The following is a 17,081-nucleotide window of genomic DNA, read 5'->3' as shown; positions in this document are numbered from 1 at the left end:
CTAAGGAAATGTCATGAGTGCCAAGGTCGTGGTAGTGGGTAGCCTGAACATGGACCTGGTGGCCCGCGCCCAGCGCCTGCCCCGGGCCGGCGAAACCCTTCCCGGCGAGCATTTTTTCACCGTGCCGGGCGGCAAGGGTGCCAACCAGGCCGTGGCTGTGGCGCGGCTGGGTGGCAGCGTGGCGATGATCGGGAATGTGGGTGACGATGATTACGGCCGGCAACTGCACCGGGCGTTGTACGTCGAGGGCATCGATTGCCAGGGCGTCAGCACCTGCCCTGGAGTGTCCAGTGGCGTTGCGCTGATTACCGTGGACGCTGCCAGCCAGAACTGCATCGTCATCATTCCTGGCGGCAACGGCCTGCTGACGCCGCAGTCGGTGCAGCGCTTCGACGCGCTTTTGCAGGCGGCCGAGGTGGTCATCTGTCAGCTGGAAGTGCCAGCCGACACCGTGGCCTGGACCCTGGCCAGGGCACGCGAGCTGGGCAAGCAAGTCATCCTCAACCCGGCACCTGCCACCGGCCCCATGCCGGCAGACTGGTTCGCCCATATCGATTACCTCACGCCCAACGAAAGCGAGGCCGAAACCCTCACCGGCATGCCCGTGACCGACCAGGACAGTGCCCGGCGCGCAGGCGAACACTTGCTGCGACTGGGGGCAGGCAAAGTGATCATCACCCTGGGGGCGCAAGGGGCCTTGCTGGTGACCGACCAAGGCCACCAGCACTTCCCGGCGCCGCAGGTGCAGCCGGTGGATACCACCGCGGCAGGCGACACCTTCATCGGGGGCTTTGCCGCAGGCCTGGTGCGGGGGCTGGGGGAGGGTGAGGCCATCGCCTTCGGCCAACGTGCGGCAGCATTGTCGGTGACCCGGGCTGGCGCCCAGCCATCGATTCCCTACCTGGCGGAGCTTGCACCATGAAGAAAACCCCGCTGCTGAACGTCGCCCTGTCGCGAACCATCGCTGGCATGGGGCACGGCGACATCCTGGTGATCGGTGATGCCGGCCTGCCGGTGCCGCCGGGTGTGGAGCTGATCGACCTGGCCGTTACATCAGGCCTGCCGGACTTCGCCAGTGTGTTGCGCGCAGTGCTGAGCGAATTGCAGGTAGAGCGGCACGTGCTGGCTGAAGAAATGCAGAAAGTGGTACCGCCGGCACTGGTCGAGATCGAACGGTTGAAGGGCAAGCTGGGCAAGCGTGAGTGGCTAAGCCATGAAGATTTCAAGGTGCTGTCACGCAGTGCCCGGGCGGTGGTGCGTACCGGTGAGTGCCAGCCCTATAGCAACATTGCGCTGATCTCTGGCGTTACCTTCTAACAGTCGAAACACGGTACTTTTTGTAGGAGCGGCCTTGTGTCGCGATGGGGCGCGAAGCGGCCCCGGCAATTCATGCGGCGAAGCTGAAATCCTGGGGCCGCTTCGCGCCCCATCGCGACACAAGGCCGTTCCTACAGGGAGCGCGGTGTGTTTGCGAATCATGTACTGGCAACAAGGAGTGCCACACCATGCTCAAACCCCTGCTACAAGGACTTGCCCTCATGGCCACCGCCACCACTCTCCAGGCCGCCCCGATCGACCTGATCATAGACACCGACCCCGGTGCCGACGACGTGGTCGCGCTGTTCCTGGCCATGGCCTCGCCCGACGAACTCAACATCCGCGCCATCACCACCGTGGCCGGCAACGTGCGCCTGGATAAAACCTCCCGCAACGCCCGGCTGGCCCGTGAATGGGCCCGCCGCGAAGACATTCCTGTCTATGCCGGCGCCGGCCGCCCACTGGTGCGCTCGCCCATCTACGCCGCCGACGTCCACGGCGAAGAAGGCCTGACCGGCGTACAAGTACACGAACCGAAAAAGCCCTTGGCCCAAGGCAATGCCGTGCAATACCTGGTCGACACCCTGGGCGCCGCCAAACCCCACAGCATCACTGTTGCCATGCTCGGCCCGCAGACCAACCTGGCCCTGGCGCTGGTTCAGCGCCCGGACATCGCCAAAGGCATCAAGGAAGTGGTGGTCATGGGCGGCGCCCATTTCAACGGCGGCAACATCACCCCGGCCGCGGAATTCAACCTCTACGCCGACCCGCATGCCGCACAGGTAGTGCTGGCCAGTGGCGTGCAACTCACCTACCTGCCACTGGATGTCACGCACAAGCTGCTGACCAGCGATGCCCGCCTGAAACAGCTGGCAGCCGTGAACAACCAGGCCAGCAAACGGGTGGTGGGTATCCTCAACGCCTACATCACCCACGACATGGACCTGTACGGCATGCCCGGTGGCCCCGTACATGACGCCAGCGTCATTGCCTATCTGCTAAAGCCCGAGCTGTTCAGCGGCCGGCGCATCCACATGAGCATCGACAGCCGCGAAGGCCCGACCTTCGGCCAGACCCTCGCTGACTGGTACGGCGTGCTCAAGCAGCCCGCCAACGTGATGTGGGTGGAGCAGGGCGATGCCCAAGGCCTGTTCGACCTGCTCAGCGCCCGTTTGGCGCGATTGGAATAGCCGCGTGCGGCGCGTAGCGCTCGAACACCTGGTCGATGAAGCTGCGTGCTGCTTCGGCACCGTTGTCGCGCACCAGCAGGTCGATGGCGATCAACAGCAACTCCTCCGGTGTGCCAGGGCTGTACGCGCTCTGGCCCTCGGCCCATTTGACCTTGATATCGGCATCGATGCTGTGGTTGCTCATGAAAGGCTCTCGCTTGGGGCCCGGGGCGGAGGGGCGAATACCGGATCCTGGTATTCGGGGGGAGGCACTATGCCTTCACTTCCTAAAGTAAATCATGACTTTGCAGCGCAAACCAAGCGCCTCGTCGGCCGACCGGTAAAATTCGGTCACGATTGCCGTTCGCTCAGGGCACTTGGTTCAGGCAGACTTGCTCGGTTTTGCAACGAATTCTTGGTGGAGCTGTCGGAACAGACAGTTCCCAGATCGATTTAGGAGGCTTCATGTTCCGTACCCGTGCTTACCTGGCAACCCTGGCGGTGGCTGCTGTCCTGGCTGGTTGCAGCACTGGTGGTAGCTCTGATGGCGGCAACGCGCCCGCGGCGTCGGCCGGCAATGATGGCCGCTGCGAAGCCAGCGGTGCCGATTTCGCCATTGGCAAGCAGGGCAGTGCCGAACTGCTGGAGCAAGCGCGCAAGGGCAGTGGCTCGCAGACGGCACGCATTCTCAAGCCGCACGATGTGGTAACCCTGGAGTACCGCTCCGACCGCCTGAACCTGAACGTGGACGAGCAGGGCAAGGTAACCCGCGTCAACTGCGGTTGATGCAGTTCCAGGTGTTAATGCGGTCCCTGTAGGAGCGGCCTTGTGTCGCGATGGGCCGCAAAGCGGCCCCTGTTTTTTAGCTGCGGCCCATCGCGACACAAGGCCGCTCCTACAAAGAGCAAGCTTGTGCTGCCAGGCAAGCGCCCATAAAAAAACCCGCCACAAGGGCGGGTTTTTTCGCAGCTTCCGAATTACTCCGGACGAACCTGAGCAGCCTGCATGCCCTTCTGGCCGCGCTCGGCGACGAAGGAAACAGTCTGACCTTCTTTCAGGCTCTTGAAGCCGTCGGATTCGATGGCTTTGAAGTGAACGAACAGGTCGTCGCCGCCGCCTTGTGGGGTGATGAAGCCGAAGCCTTTCTCATCATTGAACCATTTGACGGTGCCGGTTTGGCGATTGGACATGGGATGAATCTCCAGAAACTTGATATTTTTCGAAGTGCCATAGACGCCTGAGCAGTCTGGCACAGGTGACATCATAGTCTAATTCTGCGGATGTAGCCCCTTTTACCTCTACCGGATGTTGATCCAGCGCAAAAAAAGCTGATCAGCCCCAGCTTCAAGGGTTCAGCTCTTCGGCGCGCAGGCCTGTTTCACAACCGTTTGGGCCTTTTGCATCAGCTTGGCGTCTACGCCATCCTTGCTGTCCAGGTCAGCAATCTCTGCGTCGGTAAAATTCTTTTTGATCGCCTGGGCACCACAGTCGCAGTGTTTTTTTGCGGTGGCCGCGTCAACGCCCTGGCCGCTGGCCACCTGCGTGCACTGAGCCATATAGCCAGCTTCCTTGCCTGGTGGGAAGTTGCCAGCATTCGCCGCCATCGGCAGCAGCAGGGCCCCAGCGGCCGCCAGGGCCAGAAGAGACGGAACTCGCATAACCGGTTACTCCTTGGGTTAAGGTCTCATCAAGAATAGGTTGCTTCCCAAGGTCTGATAGGAATTTTTCCGCGTTAGTTCACCCGAAAGCTGCAATTACCAAATATTTCTGCCTGGGGTGCAACCCGCGTGCTAGCATGCCCGGCCTGCAGCTGACAACTTCCAGCCTGCAGCTATCTTTATTTCTTTCCAGTCACTCTGGTTCGTCCCTTGCAAGCCGAAAGGCTTCTGCCACTGTGAGGCAGGCTTCCTTATTCAGGAAGGCAGGCCGGATCTTGTACTGGCTCATCCCAACCCACGTGACCTTTGGTAGGGGTCACCACTAGGAGAGGAGGCGCCATGCCCGTTATTACTCTTCCCGACGGCAGTCAACGTTCGTTTGATCACGCCGTATCCGTAGCCGACGTTGCCGCTTCCATCGGCGCCGGCCTGGCCAAGGCCACCGTCGCCGGCAAGGTCGATGGCAAACTGGTCGATGCTTGCGACCTGATCAGCCAAGACGCCACCCTGCAGATCATCACCCCTAAAGATGAAGAGGGACTGGAGATCATCCGTCACTCGTGCGCCCACCTGGTCGGCCACGCCGTGAAGCAGCTGTACCCGACCGCCAAGATGGTCATCGGCCCGGTCATCGACGAAGGCTTCTATTACGACATCGCCTACGAGCGCCCCTTCACCCCTGAAGACATGGCCGCCATCGAAAAGCGCATGATGGAGCTGATCGAAAAAGACTACGACGTGGTCAAGAAAGTGACCCCGCGTGCCGAAGTCATCGACGTGTTCAAGGCCCGTGGCGAAGACTACAAGCTGCGCCTGGTCGAGGACATGCCGGATGAGCAGGCCATGGGCCTGTACTACCACGAAGAATACGTTGACATGTGCCGCGGCCCGCACGTGCCGAACACCCGCTTCCTCAAGGCATTCAAGCTGACCAAGCTGTCCGGTGCCTACTGGCGCGGCGATGCCAAGAACGAGCAGCTGCAACGCGTGTACGGCACCGCCTGGGCCGACAAGAAGCAGCTGGCTGCGTACATCCAGCGCATCGAAGAAGCCGAAAAACGCGACCACCGCAAGATCGGCAAGCAGCTCGACCTGTTCCACCTGCAGGAAGAAGCCCCGGGCATGGTGTTCTGGCATGCCAACGGCTGGACGGTGTACCAGGTGCTCGAGCAGTACATGCGCCAGGTTCAGCGCGCCAACGGCTACCTGGAAATCAAGACCCCGCAGGTTGTCGACCGTATCCTGTGGGAGCGTTCCGGCCACTGGTCCAACTACGCCGAGAACATGTTCACCACCTCGTCGGAAAGCCGTGACTACGCGGTAAAACCGATGAACTGCCCGTGCCACGTGCAGGTGTTCAACCAGGGCCTGAAAAGCTACCGCGACCTGCCGCTGCGCCTGGCCGAGTTCGGTGCCTGCCACCGTAACGAGCCGTCCGGCGCCCTGCACGGCATCATGCGCGTGCGTGGCTTTGTGCAAGACGACGCGCACATCTTCTGCACCGAAGAACAGGTGAAGAAAGAAGCCGCCGACTTCATCAAGCTGACCCTGGATGTGTACAAGGACTTCGGCTTTACCGACATCGCCATGAAGCTGTCGACCCGTCCAGCCAAGCGTGTGGGCTCCGAAGAGCTATGGGACCGTGCCGAAAGCGCACTGGCCGACGCCTTGAACGAATCCGGCCTGGAGTGGGAATACCAGCCAGGCGAGGGCGCCTTCTACGGCCCGAAAATCGAGTTCACCCTGCGCGACTGCCTCGGCCGTAACTGGCAGTGCGGTACCCTGCAGTACGACCCGAACCTGCCAGAGCGCCTGGATGCCAGCTATATCGCCGAAGATAACAGCCGAATTCGCCCGGTCATGCTGCACCGCGCCATCCTCGGTTCGTTCGAGCGCTTCATCGGCATGCTGATCGAGCACTACGCTGGCGTGTTCCCGGCCTGGCTGGCACCTACCCAGGCCGTGATCATGAACATCACCGACAAACAGGCCGATTTCGCCCTTGAGGTTGAGAAATCTCTGAACGGTAGCGGTTTCCGTGCCAAGTCGGACTTGAGAAATGAGAAGATCGGCTTTAAAATCCGCGAGCATACTTTGCTCAAGGTCCCGTACCTTTTGGTTATAGGGGACCGCGAAGTCGAAACGCAAACCGTCGCAGTGCGTACTCGCGAAGGCGCAGACCTGGGCTCCATGCCCGTCGCCCAATTCGCTGAGCTTCTGACACAAGCGGTTTCCCGGCGTGGTCGCCAAGAATCGGAGTAATGACTATTAAGCGTGAAATGAGAAACGATAAGCGTGCTGTACCGAAGGCCCCGATCAACGAGAATATCTCGGCCCGCGAGGTTCGGTTAATTGGCGCAGACGGCGAGCAGGTTGGCATCGTCTCGATTGATGAAGCGCTGCGTATCGCTGATGAAGCGAAGCTGGACCTGGTAGAAATCTCTGCAGACGCGGTACCACCGGTCTGCAAGGTCATGGACTACGGCAAGCACCTCTTCGAAAAGAAGAAGCAGGCCAACGAAGCCAAGAAAAACCAGAAGCAGATCCAGATCAAAGAAATCAAGTTTCGTCCAGGGACGGAGGATGGGGATTACCAGGTAAAACTACGCAACCTGGTACGTTTCCTTACCGATGGGGACAAGGCCAAGATCTCTCTGAGATTCCGCGGCCGTGAGATGGCCCACCAGGAGCTGGGCATGGAGCTGTTGAAGCGGGTCGAAGCCGACCTCGCCGAATACGGCACCGTTGAGCAGCATCCGAAGATGGAAGGACGCCAGCTTATGATGGTCATCGCCCCCAAAAAGAAGAAGTAATCTCCCGGGCACGGCAGGCCTGATGATTATTGTGTAATTTTTTTCGAATGCGGAGTTCAACATGCCAAAAATGAAAACCAAGAGCGGTGCTGCGAAGCGCTTCCTGAAGACAGCTTCGGGCTTCAAGCACAAGCACGCTTTCAAGAGCCACATCCTGACCAAAATGTCGACCAAGCGTAAACGTCAACTGCGCGGTGCCAGCTTGCTGCACCCGTCCGACGTGGCAAAAGTCGAGCGCATGCTGCGCGTTCGTTAATTCTGGTTAAGATAGAGGAAGTTACTCATGGCTCGTGTTAAGCGCGGCGTTATCGCTCGTAAGCGTCACAAAAAAATTCTGAAACTGGCTAAAGGTTACTACGGTGCACGCTCGCGCGTATTCCGCGTAGCCAAGCAAGCGGTCATCAAGGCAGGCCAATACGCCTACCGCGACCGTCGCCAGAAGAAGCGTCAGTTCCGCGCACTGTGGATCGCTCGTATCAACGCCGGTGCCCGCACCAACGGTCTGTCCTACAGCCGTCTGATTGCTGGCCTGAAAAAGGCTTCGATCGAAATCGACCGTAAGGTTCTGGCCGATCTGGCAGTGAACGAAAAAGCGGCGTTTGCTGCGATTGTCGAGAAAGCTAAAGCCGTTCTGGCTTAAGTACCCGCGACAATCACCCGGCGGCGCTGGCGCCGTCGGGCATTGAACGTCATCGATAGGGGAAGAGCCTTCAAAGCTCTTCCCCTATTTTCGTATCTGGAGTCTGTACATGGAAAACCTGGATGCGCTGGTCTCCCAAGCCCTAGAGGCCGTGGAACGCGCTGAAGACATCAACGCCCTGGAACAGATCCGGGTTAATTATCTCGGCAAGAAGGGCGAGCTGACCCAGGTGATGAAGACCCTGGGCAACCTGCCAGCCGAAGAGCGGCCGAAAGTCGGCGCGCTGATCAACGACGCCAAAGAGCGCGTCACCGTTGTGCTCAATGCCCGCAAGGCCGCCTTTGAAGAAGCCGAGCTCAGCGCTCGCCTGGCAGCCGAATGCATTGACGTCACCCTGCCAGGCCGCGGCCAGGCCACCGGTGGCCTGCACCCGATCACCCGTACACTCGAGCGCATCGAGCAGTTCTTCACCCACATCGGCTACGGCATTGCCGAAGGCCCAGAGGTTGAAGACGACTACCACAACTTCGAAGCGCTCAACATCCCCGGCCACCACCCGGCCCGGGCGATGCACGACACCTTCTACTTCAATGCCAACATGCTGCTGCGTACCCACACCTCGCCGGTGCAGGTGCGGACCATGGAGTCCACCCAGCCGCCCATCCGCATTGTCTGCCCAGGCCGCGTATATCGCTGCGACTCGGATATCACCCACTCGCCGATGTTCCACCAGGTCGAAGGCCTGCTGATCGATCGCGATATCAACTTCGCCGACCTCAAGGGCACCATCGAAGAATTCCTGCGCGTATTCTTCGAAAAAGAACTGGCGGTACGTTTCCGTCCATCGTTCTTCCCCTTCACCGAGCCGTCCGCCGAAGTCGACATCCAGTGCGTGATGTGTTCCGGCAACGGCTGCCGCGTGTGCAAGCAAACCGGCTGGCTGGAAGTGATGGGTTGCGGCATGGTGCACCCAAGCGTGCTGCGCATGTCTGGCATCGACCCTGAAGAGTTCCAGGGCTTCGCTTTCGGCATGGGCGCCGAGCGCCTGGCCATGCTGCGCTATGGCGTCAACGATTTGCGTCTGTTCTTCGACAACGACCTGCGGTTCCTGGCGCAATTCCGCTAGGCCCAATCGACGCAACTTTCAGGAGAACAGCATGAAATTCAGTGAACAGTGGCTGCGCGGTTGGGTAAACCCGCAAGTCTCCCGTGACGAACTGGTCGCCCGCCTGTCCATGGCCGGCCTCGAAGTCGACAGCGTTACCCCCGCTGCCGGCCAGTTCAGCGGCATCGTCGTGGGCGAAATCCTCGCCACCGAACAACACCCGGACGCCGACAAGCTGCGCGTGTGCCAGGTCACCAATGGCCAGGAAACCTTCCAGGTCGTGTGCGGCGCGCCTAACGCCCGCCCAGGCATCAAAGTGCCATTTGCCATGATCGGTGCCGAGCTGTCTGGCGACTTCAAGATCAAAAAGGCCAAGCTGCGTGGCGTCGAGTCCTTCGGCATGCTGTGCTCGGCAGCCGAGCTGGAAATCAGCGAAGAGAACGACGGCCTGCTGGAACTGGCAGCCGACGCCCCGGTTGGCGAAAACATTCGTACCTATCTGAACCTGGACGACGCCAGCATCGAAATCGGCCTTACGCCGAACCGCGGTGACTGCCTGTCCATCGCCGGCCTGGCCCGCGACGTCAGCGCCCTGTACGACACCCCGGTCACCCGCCCGGTGGTGCCAGCCGTAGCGCCGGCCCACGACGAAGTGCGCCCGGTGCAAGTCAGCGCACCGGCCGCCTGCCCACGCTACCTGGGCCGCGTTATCCGTAACGTCGACCTCAGCAAGCCGACCCCCCTGTGGATGGTCGAGCGCCTGCGCCGCAGCGACGTACGCAGCATCGACGCCGCCGTCGACATCACCAACTACGTGATGCTCGAACTCGGCCAGCCGATGCACGCCTTCGACCTGGCAGAAATCAACGGCGGCATCCGCGTACGCATGGCTGAAGAGGGCGAAAAACTCGTCCTGCTCGACGGCCAGGAAGTTGCCCTGCGCGCCGACACCCTGGTCATCGCTGACCACACCCGCGCCCTGGCCATCGCCGGCGTCATGGGTGGCGAGCACAGCGGTGTAAACACCGAGAAAACCCGCGACCTGTTCCTGGAAAGCGCCTTCTTCGAGCCGATTTCCGTCGCCGGTAAAGCCCGTTCCTACGGCCTGCACACCGATGCCTCGCACCGCTACGAGCGTGGCGTCGATTCGCAGCTGGCCCGCGAAGCCATCGAGCGCGCCACCCAGCTGGTGCTGGACATCGTCGGCGGCGAAGCCGGCCCGGTAGTCGAAGCCGTCAGCGAACAGCACCTGCCACAAGTGGCCCCGGTCATCCTGCGCGACGAACGCATCACCCAGATGCTCGGCATGCAAATGGACCCAGCCCAGGTCGAGCAACTGCTCAACGCCCTGGAACTGACCACGACCAAGAGTGGGGAAGGGCAGTGGACCGTCAACGTCCCAAGCCACCGCTTCGACATCAGCCTGGAAGTGGACCTGATCGAAGAGCTGGCCCGCCTGTACGGCTACAACAACCTGCCGGTACGTTACCCGCAAGCGCGCCTGGCCCCACAGGGCAAGCCGGAAACCCGCGGTGACCTGCCAACCCTGCGCCGCCTGCTGGTTGCCCGCGGCTACCAGGAAGCCATCACCTACAGCTTCATCGACCCGAAACTGTTCGAACTGTTCAGCCCGGGCGTAGAGCCACTGCTGCTGGCCAACCCCATCTCCAGCGACATGGCCGCCATGCGCGCGTCCCTGTGGCCGGGCCTGGTCAAGGCACTGCAACACAACCTGAACCGCCAGCAAGACCGCGTGCGCCTGTTCGAAAGCGGCCTGCGCTTCGTCGGCCAACTCGGCGACCTGCAGCAGCAGCCAATGATTGCCGGCGTCATCACCGGCAGCCGCCTGCCAGAAGGTTGGGCCAACGGCCGCGACGGCGTCGACTTCTTCGACGTTAAAGCCGACGTGGAAGCCTTGCTGGGTTACTCCGGTGCCCTGAGCGACTTCACCTTCAGCGCCGGCAAACACCCCGCCCTGCACCCAGGCCAAACCGCCGCCATCGAACGCGACGGCAAACTGGTCGGCTACCTTGGCGCCATCCACCCGGAGCTGGCCAAAGCCCTGGGCCTGGACCGCCCGGTGTTCCTGTTCGAGCTGGTGCTGGGCGACGTGGTCGAAGGCCGCCTGCCGAAATTCAGCGAACTGTCCAAGTTCCCGGAAACCCGCCGCGACCTGGCGTTGATCGCCGGCCGTGACGTGGCTGCCAGCGCGGTGCTTGAATTAATTCGTGACAATGCAGGCGAATGGCTCACAGACCTCAGGCTGTTTGATGTCTACCAAGGTAAAGGCATTGATCCTGATAGAAAAAGCCTTGCCGTCGGCTTGACCTGGCAGCATCCATCGCGCACTCTTAACGACGATGAGGTGAACACTACCCTGCAAAACATCCTCACCTCGCTCGAACAAAGGTTGAACACCACGTTAAGGAAATAACGGCATGGGTGCTCTGACGAAAGCTGAGATGGCCGAAAGGCTGTACGAGGAGCTGGGGCTTAACAAGCGTGAGGCCAAAGAGCTGGTCGAGCTGTTTTTCGAAGAAATTCGGCACGCACTTGAAGAGAACGAGCAGGTGAAGCTGTCCGGTTTCGGCAACTTCGACCTCCGCGACAAACGCCAGCGGCCGGGCCGCAACCCCAAGACTGGGGAAGAGATCCCGATCACTGCACGGCGCGTCGTCACCTTTCGTCCAGGGCAGAAGTTGAAGGCCCGGGTTGAGGCCTATGCTGGAACCAAGCCATAACGACGAACTGCCCCCCATACCGGGCAAGCGCTACTTCACCATCGGTGAAGTGAGCGAATTGTGTGCCGTGAAGCCACACGTGCTGCGGTATTGGGAGCAGGAATTCGACCAGCTTAACCCTGTGAAGCGGCGGGGGAACCGGCGATATTACCAGCGGCAGGATGTGCTGATGATTCGCCAGATTCGTGCGCTGCTGTATGACCAGGGGTTCACCATTGGCGGGGCGCGGTTGCGGCTTTCCAGTGATGAGGCTAAAGATGAATCCAGCCAGTACAAGCAGCTGATTCGGCAGATGATTGTTGAATTGGAGGATGTATTGGTGGTGTTGAAGAAGTGAGCCTGGGCTTTTCTGATGAGTGGAAATTTTTTTGAGAAAAAGCTTCCATTTATCAAAAGGTTAGGGTAGATTCTTCATCGTTCTCAGAGGTTATGAGAATGTAGTCGGGGCGTAGCGCAGCCCGGTAGCGCACTTGCATGGGGTGCAAGGGGTCGAGTGTTCGAATCACTCCGTCCCGACCAAATACTCCAAGGACTTAGGCCATTTCCGAAAGGGGTGGCCTTTTTCCTTTGCGTGACTTTTGCGTGACTTCTCAGGTTTTTATGCCTGCCTCCTCTTCAGAATCGTCAGCACCGGCCCACGCGAGTCCGTCGCTGAAACTTTGTTTGCCGCCTCTATCAACTGACCCAACTCCGCGCCAGAATAGTGACTGGTCACACTTCCGTTCTTGTGGCCAAGTAGCGACTTTCGATCCTCCTCTGTTACACCCGCTGCTTTCAGGCGCCTGCCGAAAGTGTGCTTCAAGTCGTGAACCCTGATGGAAGCGAACCCAGGGTGTGCCGGCCTTAAGTGTTGCTCCTGCCAGAGCTTTGCCGCGCGCACCCTCGCTTTTTTCCAGGCCGAGTCGTTCATCCTGTGCATCCCGGTGCCGTTGTAGGGGAATACCCACTCCCTACTGACCCCGCGCTGCCCATCAATAATCGACTTGGCCACGCTGTTCAGCACCACCAAGCGTTCGTCCCGGTTCTTAACGCCTGAATTCTCATGCCGGCCACCGAAGTCGGCAGGGATCAGAAATACGCTGGTACCCAGCTCGGGTACCGAAATCTCCCAATCCCACCTCAGTTTGCAGACCTCCTGTTCGCGGCAGCCAGTGTTCACCTTGAACAGGGCCATTCGCTGCAGGTGGTCCGGCAACTCGCCAAAGAGAATCGACTGCTCATCCCACGACATGGGGTAGGGCTTTCGACTGGATCTCTTCTCCTCCAACTTGGTTAACAGCGGAATGCTGTCGAGCCAGGGCCTACGCTCTTCATCCCGCCACTTCCGGCAAGACAGCGACAGCACGCGAATCACCCGCTCGATGGCGATGTTCACCGTCCTGTTGCTCACTGCCTTCCTCACTTTCCCATTCGGCAGATCTTCGTCCGTTTGCCGGTCCCGAATGAAAGGGGCAAGCGCCTGGTCGTCGATGTGCGTCAGCGGTAGGTCGCCCAGGTATGGGTCTAACTGTTTCAAGCACAAAGCCGTCAGCTTGATCGACGGCTGATCCTTGTGCTCGAGCAGGTACCTGGTAGCCGCCTCGCGGAACGTTCGCACTTGTCGAACGCCGTAAACCTTGCGTTGGCGGATCTGCTCCAAGCGGTGAATCAAGTATTTTTCTGCTTCCGCCCGGTCACCAACTCCAGTGCTTTCGTAAAGTCTCTCTCCGTTGATCTTCTTGTCGATGTGCCAGATGCCGTTCCTTTGGGAAAGGCCTGTGATTGTCTTTCGCGCCATCCCTTATCTCCTGATGGGCGCTCGCTGCCGGGTGATTGTCGTCCCTGAGCGCCTTCTTTCGCAATTGCCATTGCCTGGATGTAGTCGTTTACCCAGGCATCCAGCTCTTCTCGGTCAAACCCAATGCCGCGCTCCCCTATAGGGAACTCGCTCACATGCGGCCTGACTGTTTTGTTGAATTCGGATCGGCACATGCCGAGGTAATGCGGAGCTTCGCCGGCGCGGATGATGCGCGGCAGAATGCGTGCGGCCGGTGCCGCGCTGGCGTTTGCCATGTAGTTCTCCTGCGGCCAGATCAGGCCGTGAAGTGGTGCCCGACCTGAGCCGCCCGGGCGGCTTCCTCGGTGCGAAACATGAGCTGGGTTCTGCTGGTGCGGCCCCAGCTGTCGTATTCGACGTCGACCCACCAGTGGCCGAACTTGCGGTACGGCTCGCCGAGGATCTTCGTGACGTAGCAGTCGATCAGGTTCATGGATGGTCTCCACGCCGCCGGTGGCGGCAGGTTGGTGTCAGGCAGTTGCCTGGGCTATGGTCTGCTCGAAGCGCGAAGCCAGTTCGGCGTTGACCTCGGCCTTGGCCAGGCTGTCGGTTGTGCCCTTGGCGCGGTGCAGGTTTTCGTACTTGCGAAGCTGGGCGGCTGCCTCGGCCAGGTCCGCCAGCAGAGCCGGCGCCGCGGCGATCAGCTTGGCATTGGCCCGGCGCAGATCCCGACTGAGTTCTGCCGGGCCGATCTCGGTGAAAGTCACACAGTCGCCGCAATCGGCAATCATCCAGCCGTCAGAGGGAAGCGCCTTCACGCCATCGCCACTGTCGGCGCCGAGGCCAGTGAAAACCTCGGTTTCGTTCAGGACTTCCCATGGGCCGGGCGTGTGTTTGTGTTTCGTCATGGCGTAGCTCTCCATTCCCGCGCATGTTGGCGGGCTTGAGTTGTAGGGGGAGGGATTAGGCTCGAGCTTCGAACAGGTCGATCTGCGCAGCCGGGGTGTCGCGGATGGTGATGGCCTCGGCGATGCGCTGCTGCGCGGTACCGAAGTGCACTTCGTCCTGCTCGATGCCGATGAAGCGCCGGCCCAGTTGGATGCAGGCAACGCCGGTCGTGCCGCTGCCCATGGTGTTGTCGAGAACCACTTGGCCGGGGTTGGTGTAGGTGGCGATCAGGAATCGCATCCAGCTGACCGGCTTCTGGGTGGGGTGGAAGTTGGCTGTCTGCTTGTCGCTCGAGAAGAACTGCACCGAGCGCGGGTATCGGTCTGTCGAATCGTACTCGGTAAGCGACAGGGCCTTGCCGTAGCACTCCGAGTTAACCGTCTTCCGCTTCGCCGTGCGCCGCTCGTGCCCGGTCGTCATTTGCGGGTTGTACACCGGCTGGCGCCGGTAGAAGACCTGGGCGCTCTCATGCGCGCGGAGCGGTTGCTTCTTGGCGTTGAGGAAGCCGGTGGCGTTGCCTTTCTCCCAGATCCACTCGTAACGGTAGTCTCGTGGGTTGCTGGCGACCACCAGCGAGCTGAAGGGCTGGGCCGCACACAGCACAATGGCCGCCTCGGGCTTTGCGATTCTCAAGTACTGCTCCCATAGGGGGGCGAAGGGGATCACCACATCCCAAGCGCACTGCGTTGTGCCATAGGGGAGGTCAGCCAGCACTAGGTCGACGCTGGCGTCTGGGATCGACCTCATCACCTCCAGGCACTCGCCGTGGTACAGGCTGACTTCGCTCATCGAGGCCCCCTGTAGATCAGGTAGGCCATGTAGTCGAGGGCGATCATTCCTGAGCATCCTGCGTCACGCCCAGTTCGCCCATCACCTCGGTGGCAATGGCGAAGCCCGGCGAGCCCAACGGGCATTCCTGAATGATGCGGTTCATGCCAGCCACAAGGTCGCGGGCGGTGCCGATCATCATGTCTGCGTCGGCGTCCATATCCAGGCCGAGAGCTTCGCCAATGCTGCCGATGGACACACAGGCATCCAGCAGCATGCTTTTGCTGCGCTCGGCCTCCTTGCTCAGAGCCTCGTTCTCGGCCTTGAGCTTGTCGTAGGCCTCAGCCATCACGACATCCGGGCCGTGCGGGTCGTAGTTGATGCGGTTGCCCGCTTCGGAAAGCATCTTGACAGCTTTGTAACGGTGAACTTCGGTCATTGCATCAGCTCCTTAGGCACCTGGATGGTATCGCCGAGCTTGGCGTGGGCAGCGGCTCGCATAGCTGCTGTGAGCGGGCTCACATGTTCGAAGTATCGGGTTTCATCTTCCTGCTGGACGCGCCAGAGCACACACCGGTGCTGCCAGTCCCATGCGCTGGGTTCGACAGTCAGTTCGTGCTTTTCAATCAGTGGCCCGCCCACCGCCCAGTCCTCCCACGGGCTGTAGCGCTTGGTGTGCTCGGTGGCCTGGCCCTGATACCGGGCGAACACCCGCCACGGGTTGCCGTATTCCGGCGGGGCCATGAACAGGTCCAGGCCTTCTGCTTTGCCAACCGCCCAGCCCAGCGCCTCGCCGGCCAGGTCGGCCGTCTTCACTTCGATCAGGTCGGTCACGGCGCCACCTTCAGGCCCTGAGCCTCGATGGCCTCGACAACCTCGCCAGGCCATAGCACTGCCTCGCGATAACCATCACGTGACTCGATCTCATCAGTCTTTGGCAGGGCCACCACCACAGCCTCACGGCTGGCCTGCCAGGCCCAATAGGCAAGGCGCACCATAGGATCGCGGTAATCTCCGTTCTCCTGTCGCCATTCGAGATTGGCTTTGGCGCGCTGGCGAATGTCCTCGCCACAACGCAAAGCCATTTCCTCGACATACGCAGCCTCGAACTGCTCGCGCATCTTGTCTGTCACAGCTGATACCTCTCATCAATCCAGCGCCCAGGCGCCACATGGCGAGGCAAAGCGAATGCCTCACCAAGCGATGCAACAACGATTGCGCGGCAGGCGGCTATGTCGATTGTTTCGCCTCCGCAGACCACGTCACCGACTCTTGCCGAGAACGCATATCCGGGAAGCAGCTCATCGAAGCGCACCCTATGGGTGAGTACTTGCTCGCTGGCCAATCGGCTGTCCGATGAGGGGCTAAAGCGCTTGAAAACGCTTCCGCCAATTGCCAGTCGAACCCCGGATTCAGTCATCCGAGCCTGCTTACCGTTCGCCACCAGGGTGCAGTAGTCGAGCGCGTGCCCGGTCAATTCCCTGGCTCTGACTTCAACAATTTCGCTCACATCGAATACCTCTCTTCAGCCCAGCGCCCAGGCGCCAGTGCGGGTGTAGGTTCGGGTTGAGTTTCGTGCGGGGAGAGCTGGCGCTCGTTGCCGGCCTGCAGCTGGCTGTCGGGGATGCAGCTCAGTCCGTTCGAGATCTTCCAGCAGGTCACTCCACGTTGGTCGTCGTGGTAGACATCTGCGCTGTAAGGCAGTGGCCGGGTTTCGCGTGGATCTGCGCTGGCGCCGGTGGCCAGCAGCAGGAGGCAGAGGGCGAGGCGGGTCATGGCTGCACCTCGCCGCTGTAGCGCTCGAAGCCTTCGCCGTATTCATGGCAATAGGTCGCCGGCCAGCATCCCCGAGTGCCTTCGGGCACCATGTTGTACATGCGGTCGTAGGTGCCATGCCCCGGTGTTGTCTTGATCCACACATGGACAGGGCCGCCAAGTGCCCATCCCGGATAGCGCTTGATGGCTGCGGCCATGAATTCATCGAGGTCGTGATGCCCTTTGCTCATCACGATGTAGGTGTCTTCGCCAACGCTCTGCACATCGAGCGGATGCTGTTTTGCAGGCATGCAGGTTCCTTGGCCGCCATATCGCGGCAGTGAATTGATTCAGTAGTCAGGAAATAGATAGCAATTGCGCTGGGTTGCTGTAGTCTGAGATGACAATTCA

At 60.6% G+C, this 17,081-nt stretch carries 26 protein-coding genes and 1 tRNA gene; 13 read left to right on the top strand and 14 right to left on the bottom strand.

The window, feature by feature from the left end; genetic code table 11:
* The first annotated feature begins 13 nt into the window (after positions 1–13).
* The 3 genes from rbsK (at position 14) to ACIQUI_RS10210 (ending at position 2,507) form a co-directional block, all read left to right on the top strand.
* Entirely contained in the window at positions 14–922 is a 909-nt protein-coding gene (gene rbsK / locus ACIQUI_RS10220) for a ribokinase (protein WP_403197793.1), read from the top strand.
* Positions 919–1,317 (top strand): D-ribose pyranase, encoded by a 399-nt coding sequence (gene rbsD, locus ACIQUI_RS10215; RefSeq protein ID WP_403197790.1) that lies wholly within the window; start codon positions 919–921, stop codon positions 1,315–1,317. The genes rbsK and rbsD overlap by 4 nt, the downstream gene beginning before the upstream one ends.
* A gap of 188 nt (positions 1,318–1,505) precedes the next feature.
* Positions 1,506–2,507 (top strand): nucleoside hydrolase, encoded by a 1,002-nt coding sequence (locus tag ACIQUI_RS10210; RefSeq protein WP_403197788.1) that lies wholly within the window; start codon positions 1,506–1,508, stop codon positions 2,505–2,507.
* Here ACIQUI_RS10210 and ACIQUI_RS10205 read toward each other — a convergent pair.
* Positions 2,479–2,691 carry a hypothetical protein gene (locus ACIQUI_RS10205; RefSeq protein WP_391129070.1) on the bottom strand — a complete coding sequence of 71 codons (213 nt, stop codon included), beginning with the start codon at positions 2,689–2,691 and terminating at the stop codon, positions 2,479–2,481. The genes ACIQUI_RS10210 and ACIQUI_RS10205 overlap by 29 nt on opposite strands.
* Before the next feature lie 260 nt (positions 2,692–2,951).
* Here ACIQUI_RS10205 and ACIQUI_RS10200 point away from each other — a divergent pair, with 260 nt between their 5' ends.
* A complete protein-coding gene (locus tag ACIQUI_RS10200) occupies positions 2,952–3,272 on the top strand; it encodes an I78 family peptidase inhibitor (protein ID WP_403197786.1) in 321 nt (106 codons plus the stop codon).
* Positions 3,273–3,463: 191 nt separating this feature from the next.
* On the opposite strand, the gene ACIQUI_RS10195 is transcribed toward ACIQUI_RS10200, so the two are convergent.
* On the bottom strand, positions 3,464–3,676 hold the full coding sequence (locus ACIQUI_RS10195; RefSeq protein ID WP_012273095.1) for a cold-shock protein: 213 nt from the start codon (positions 3,674–3,676) through the stop codon (positions 3,464–3,466).
* A gap of 162 nt (positions 3,677–3,838) precedes the next feature.
* A complete protein-coding gene (locus ACIQUI_RS10190) occupies positions 3,839–4,144 on the bottom strand; it encodes a hypothetical protein (RefSeq protein ID WP_085619064.1) in 306 nt (101 codons plus the stop codon).
* Between the two features lie 339 nt (positions 4,145–4,483).
* Between ACIQUI_RS10190 and thrS the strand changes: the two genes are divergently transcribed.
* The 9 genes from thrS (at position 4,484) to ACIQUI_RS10145 (ending at position 11,962) form a co-directional block, all read left to right on the top strand.
* On the top strand, positions 4,484–6,406 hold the full coding sequence (thrS, locus tag ACIQUI_RS10185; protein WP_403197783.1) for a threonine--tRNA ligase: 1,923 nt from the start codon (positions 4,484–4,486) through the stop codon (positions 6,404–6,406).
* Complete coding sequence (gene infC / locus ACIQUI_RS10180) at positions 6,406–6,957, top strand: translation initiation factor IF-3 (protein ID WP_012052879.1); 552 nt, start codon at positions 6,406–6,408, stop codon at positions 6,955–6,957. Before thrS ends, infC begins: the two co-directional genes overlap by 1 nt.
* A 61-nt stretch (positions 6,958–7,018) precedes the next feature.
* Positions 7,019–7,213: a 50S ribosomal protein L35 gene (gene rpmI / locus ACIQUI_RS10175; RefSeq protein ID WP_003250667.1), complete on the top strand. Its 195-nt coding sequence runs from the start codon at positions 7,019–7,021 to the stop codon at positions 7,211–7,213.
* A gap of 27 nt (positions 7,214–7,240) precedes the next feature.
* Positions 7,241–7,597, top strand: coding sequence for a 50S ribosomal protein L20 (gene rplT, locus ACIQUI_RS10170; protein ID WP_003250671.1), 357 nt, complete (start codon positions 7,241–7,243; stop codon positions 7,595–7,597).
* Between the two features lie 109 nt (positions 7,598–7,706).
* The gene (gene pheS / locus ACIQUI_RS10165) at positions 7,707–8,723 is read left to right on the top strand and encodes a phenylalanine--tRNA ligase subunit alpha (RefSeq protein ID WP_016487883.1); all 1,017 of its coding nucleotides are present in this window, start codon (positions 7,707–7,709) and stop codon (positions 8,721–8,723) included.
* Between the two features lie 31 nt (positions 8,724–8,754).
* Complete coding sequence (gene pheT, locus ACIQUI_RS10160; protein ID WP_403197780.1) at positions 8,755–11,136, top strand: phenylalanine--tRNA ligase subunit beta; 2,382 nt, start codon at positions 8,755–8,757, stop codon at positions 11,134–11,136.
* Between the two features lie 4 nt (positions 11,137–11,140).
* Entirely contained in the window at positions 11,141–11,443 is a 303-nt protein-coding gene (gene ihfA / locus ACIQUI_RS10155; RefSeq protein WP_003250679.1) for an integration host factor subunit alpha, read from the top strand.
* Positions 11,424–11,780 (top strand): MerR family transcriptional regulator, encoded by a 357-nt coding sequence (locus ACIQUI_RS10150; RefSeq protein WP_003250681.1) that lies wholly within the window; start codon positions 11,424–11,426, stop codon positions 11,778–11,780. The genes ihfA and ACIQUI_RS10150 overlap by 20 nt, the downstream gene beginning before the upstream one ends.
* Before the next feature lie 105 nt (positions 11,781–11,885).
* Positions 11,886–11,962 (top strand) — tRNA-Pro (locus tag ACIQUI_RS10145).
* A 79-nt stretch (positions 11,963–12,041) separates the two neighbouring features.
* On the opposite strand, the gene ACIQUI_RS10140 is transcribed toward ACIQUI_RS10145, so the two are convergent.
* Genes ACIQUI_RS10140 through ACIQUI_RS10090 form a run of 11 tightly spaced genes read right to left on the bottom strand, consistent with a single transcriptional unit; the run spans position 12,042 to position 16,981 of the window.
* Positions 12,042–13,205, bottom strand: coding sequence for a tyrosine-type recombinase/integrase (locus ACIQUI_RS10140; RefSeq protein ID WP_403198093.1), 1,164 nt, complete (start codon positions 13,203–13,205; stop codon positions 12,042–12,044).
* On the bottom strand, positions 13,091–13,495 hold the full coding sequence (locus tag ACIQUI_RS10135) for a helix-turn-helix transcriptional regulator (RefSeq protein ID WP_403197778.1): 405 nt from the start codon (positions 13,493–13,495) through the stop codon (positions 13,091–13,093). The genes ACIQUI_RS10140 and ACIQUI_RS10135 overlap by 115 nt, the downstream gene beginning before the upstream one ends.
* A gap of 20 nt (positions 13,496–13,515) precedes the next feature.
* The gene (locus ACIQUI_RS10130) at positions 13,516–13,692 is read right to left on the bottom strand and encodes a hypothetical protein (RefSeq protein WP_403197776.1); all 177 of its coding nucleotides are present in this window, start codon (positions 13,690–13,692) and stop codon (positions 13,516–13,518) included.
* Positions 13,693–13,729: 37 nt separating this feature from the next.
* Complete coding sequence (locus ACIQUI_RS10125; protein WP_403197774.1) at positions 13,730–14,107, bottom strand: hypothetical protein; 378 nt, start codon at positions 14,105–14,107, stop codon at positions 13,730–13,732.
* 55 nt (positions 14,108–14,162) lie between these two features.
* On the bottom strand, positions 14,163–14,936 hold the full coding sequence (locus tag ACIQUI_RS10120) for a DNA-methyltransferase (RefSeq protein WP_403197771.1): 774 nt from the start codon (positions 14,934–14,936) through the stop codon (positions 14,163–14,165).
* Positions 14,937–14,979: 43 nt separating this feature from the next.
* On the bottom strand, positions 14,980–15,354 hold the full coding sequence (locus ACIQUI_RS10115) for a hypothetical protein (RefSeq protein WP_403197768.1): 375 nt from the start codon (positions 15,352–15,354) through the stop codon (positions 14,980–14,982).
* Entirely contained in the window at positions 15,351–15,749 is a 399-nt protein-coding gene (locus ACIQUI_RS10110; RefSeq protein WP_403197766.1) for a DUF2591 domain-containing protein, read from the bottom strand. The genes ACIQUI_RS10115 and ACIQUI_RS10110 overlap by 4 nt, the downstream gene beginning before the upstream one ends.
* Positions 15,746–16,048 carry a hypothetical protein gene (locus ACIQUI_RS10105; protein WP_403197763.1) on the bottom strand — a complete coding sequence of 101 codons (303 nt, stop codon included), beginning with the start codon at positions 16,046–16,048 and terminating at the stop codon, positions 15,746–15,748. Before ACIQUI_RS10105 ends, ACIQUI_RS10110 begins: the two co-directional genes overlap by 4 nt.
* Positions 16,045–16,425 carry a hypothetical protein gene (locus ACIQUI_RS10100; RefSeq protein ID WP_403197761.1) on the bottom strand — a complete coding sequence of 127 codons (381 nt, stop codon included), beginning with the start codon at positions 16,423–16,425 and terminating at the stop codon, positions 16,045–16,047. The genes ACIQUI_RS10105 and ACIQUI_RS10100 overlap by 4 nt, the downstream gene beginning before the upstream one ends.
* Positions 16,422–16,691, bottom strand: coding sequence for a hypothetical protein (locus ACIQUI_RS10095; RefSeq protein WP_403197759.1), 270 nt, complete (start codon positions 16,689–16,691; stop codon positions 16,422–16,424). Before ACIQUI_RS10095 ends, ACIQUI_RS10100 begins: the two co-directional genes overlap by 4 nt.
* Positions 16,688–16,981: a hypothetical protein gene (locus ACIQUI_RS10090; RefSeq protein ID WP_403197757.1), complete on the bottom strand. Its 294-nt coding sequence runs from the start codon at positions 16,979–16,981 to the stop codon at positions 16,688–16,690. The genes ACIQUI_RS10095 and ACIQUI_RS10090 overlap by 4 nt, the downstream gene beginning before the upstream one ends.
* Between the last annotated feature and the right edge of the window lie 100 nt (positions 16,982–17,081).

The organism is Pseudomonas sp. NPDC090592 (assembly GCF_044769185.1).
Taxonomy (GTDB): domain Bacteria; phylum Pseudomonadota; class Gammaproteobacteria; order Pseudomonadales; family Pseudomonadaceae; genus Aquipseudomonas.
Note: the sequence above shows the minus strand (reverse complement) of the source record. Positions and strands in the feature narration are given on the sequence as shown.

What these genes read in the sequence shown, in the direction of transcription:
- ACIQUI_RS10095 (WP_403197759.1), bottom strand. Translation starts at nt 16,691, where the DNA reads ATGACCCGCCTCGCCCTCTGCCTCCTGCTGCTGGCCACCGGCGCCAGC.
- infC (WP_012052879.1), top strand. Translation starts at nt 6,406, where the DNA reads ATGACTATTAAGCGTGAAATGAGAAACGATAAGCGTGCTGTACCGAAG.
- rplT (WP_003250671.1), top strand. Translation starts at nt 7,241, where the DNA reads ATGGCTCGTGTTAAGCGCGGCGTTATCGCTCGTAAGCGTCACAAAAAA.
- rpmI (WP_003250667.1), top strand. Translation starts at nt 7,019, where the DNA reads ATGCCAAAAATGAAAACCAAGAGCGGTGCTGCGAAGCGCTTCCTGAAG.
- ACIQUI_RS10150 (WP_003250681.1), top strand. Translation starts at nt 11,424, where the DNA reads ATGCTGGAACCAAGCCATAACGACGAACTGCCCCCCATACCGGGCAAG.
- ACIQUI_RS10210 (WP_403197788.1), top strand. Translation starts at nt 1,506, where the DNA reads ATGCTCAAACCCCTGCTACAAGGACTTGCCCTCATGGCCACCGCCACC.
- rbsD (WP_403197790.1), top strand. Translation starts at nt 919, where the DNA reads ATGAAGAAAACCCCGCTGCTGAACGTCGCCCTGTCGCGAACCATCGCT.
- ACIQUI_RS10125 (WP_403197774.1), bottom strand. Translation starts at nt 14,107, where the DNA reads ATGACGAAACACAAACACACGCCCGGCCCATGGGAAGTCCTGAACGAA.
- pheT (WP_403197780.1), top strand. Translation starts at nt 8,755, where the DNA reads ATGAAATTCAGTGAACAGTGGCTGCGCGGTTGGGTAAACCCGCAAGTC.
- ACIQUI_RS10190 (WP_085619064.1), bottom strand. Translation starts at nt 4,144, where the DNA reads ATGCGAGTTCCGTCTCTTCTGGCCCTGGCGGCCGCTGGGGCCCTGCTG.
- ACIQUI_RS10115 (WP_403197768.1), bottom strand. Translation starts at nt 15,354, where the DNA reads ATGACCGAAGTTCACCGTTACAAAGCTGTCAAGATGCTTTCCGAAGCG.
- pheS (WP_016487883.1), top strand. Translation starts at nt 7,707, where the DNA reads ATGGAAAACCTGGATGCGCTGGTCTCCCAAGCCCTAGAGGCCGTGGAA.
- thrS (WP_403197783.1), top strand. Translation starts at nt 4,484, where the DNA reads ATGCCCGTTATTACTCTTCCCGACGGCAGTCAACGTTCGTTTGATCAC.
- ACIQUI_RS10135 (WP_403197778.1), bottom strand. Translation starts at nt 13,495, where the DNA reads ATGGCAAACGCCAGCGCGGCACCGGCCGCACGCATTCTGCCGCGCATC.
- rbsK (WP_403197793.1), top strand. Translation starts at nt 14, where the DNA reads ATGAGTGCCAAGGTCGTGGTAGTGGGTAGCCTGAACATGGACCTGGTG.
- ACIQUI_RS10090 (WP_403197757.1), bottom strand. Translation starts at nt 16,981, where the DNA reads ATGCCTGCAAAACAGCATCCGCTCGATGTGCAGAGCGTTGGCGAAGAC.
- ACIQUI_RS10205 (WP_391129070.1), bottom strand. Translation starts at nt 2,691, where the DNA reads ATGAGCAACCACAGCATCGATGCCGATATCAAGGTCAAATGGGCCGAG.
- ACIQUI_RS10130 (WP_403197776.1), bottom strand. Translation starts at nt 13,692, where the DNA reads ATGAACCTGATCGACTGCTACGTCACGAAGATCCTCGGCGAGCCGTAC.
- ACIQUI_RS10120 (WP_403197771.1), bottom strand. Translation starts at nt 14,936, where the DNA reads ATGAGCGAAGTCAGCCTGTACCACGGCGAGTGCCTGGAGGTGATGAGG.
- ACIQUI_RS10195 (WP_012273095.1), bottom strand. Translation starts at nt 3,676, where the DNA reads ATGTCCAATCGCCAAACCGGCACCGTCAAATGGTTCAATGATGAGAAA.
- ACIQUI_RS10200 (WP_403197786.1), top strand. Translation starts at nt 2,952, where the DNA reads ATGTTCCGTACCCGTGCTTACCTGGCAACCCTGGCGGTGGCTGCTGTC.
- ihfA (WP_003250679.1), top strand. Translation starts at nt 11,141, where the DNA reads ATGGGTGCTCTGACGAAAGCTGAGATGGCCGAAAGGCTGTACGAGGAG.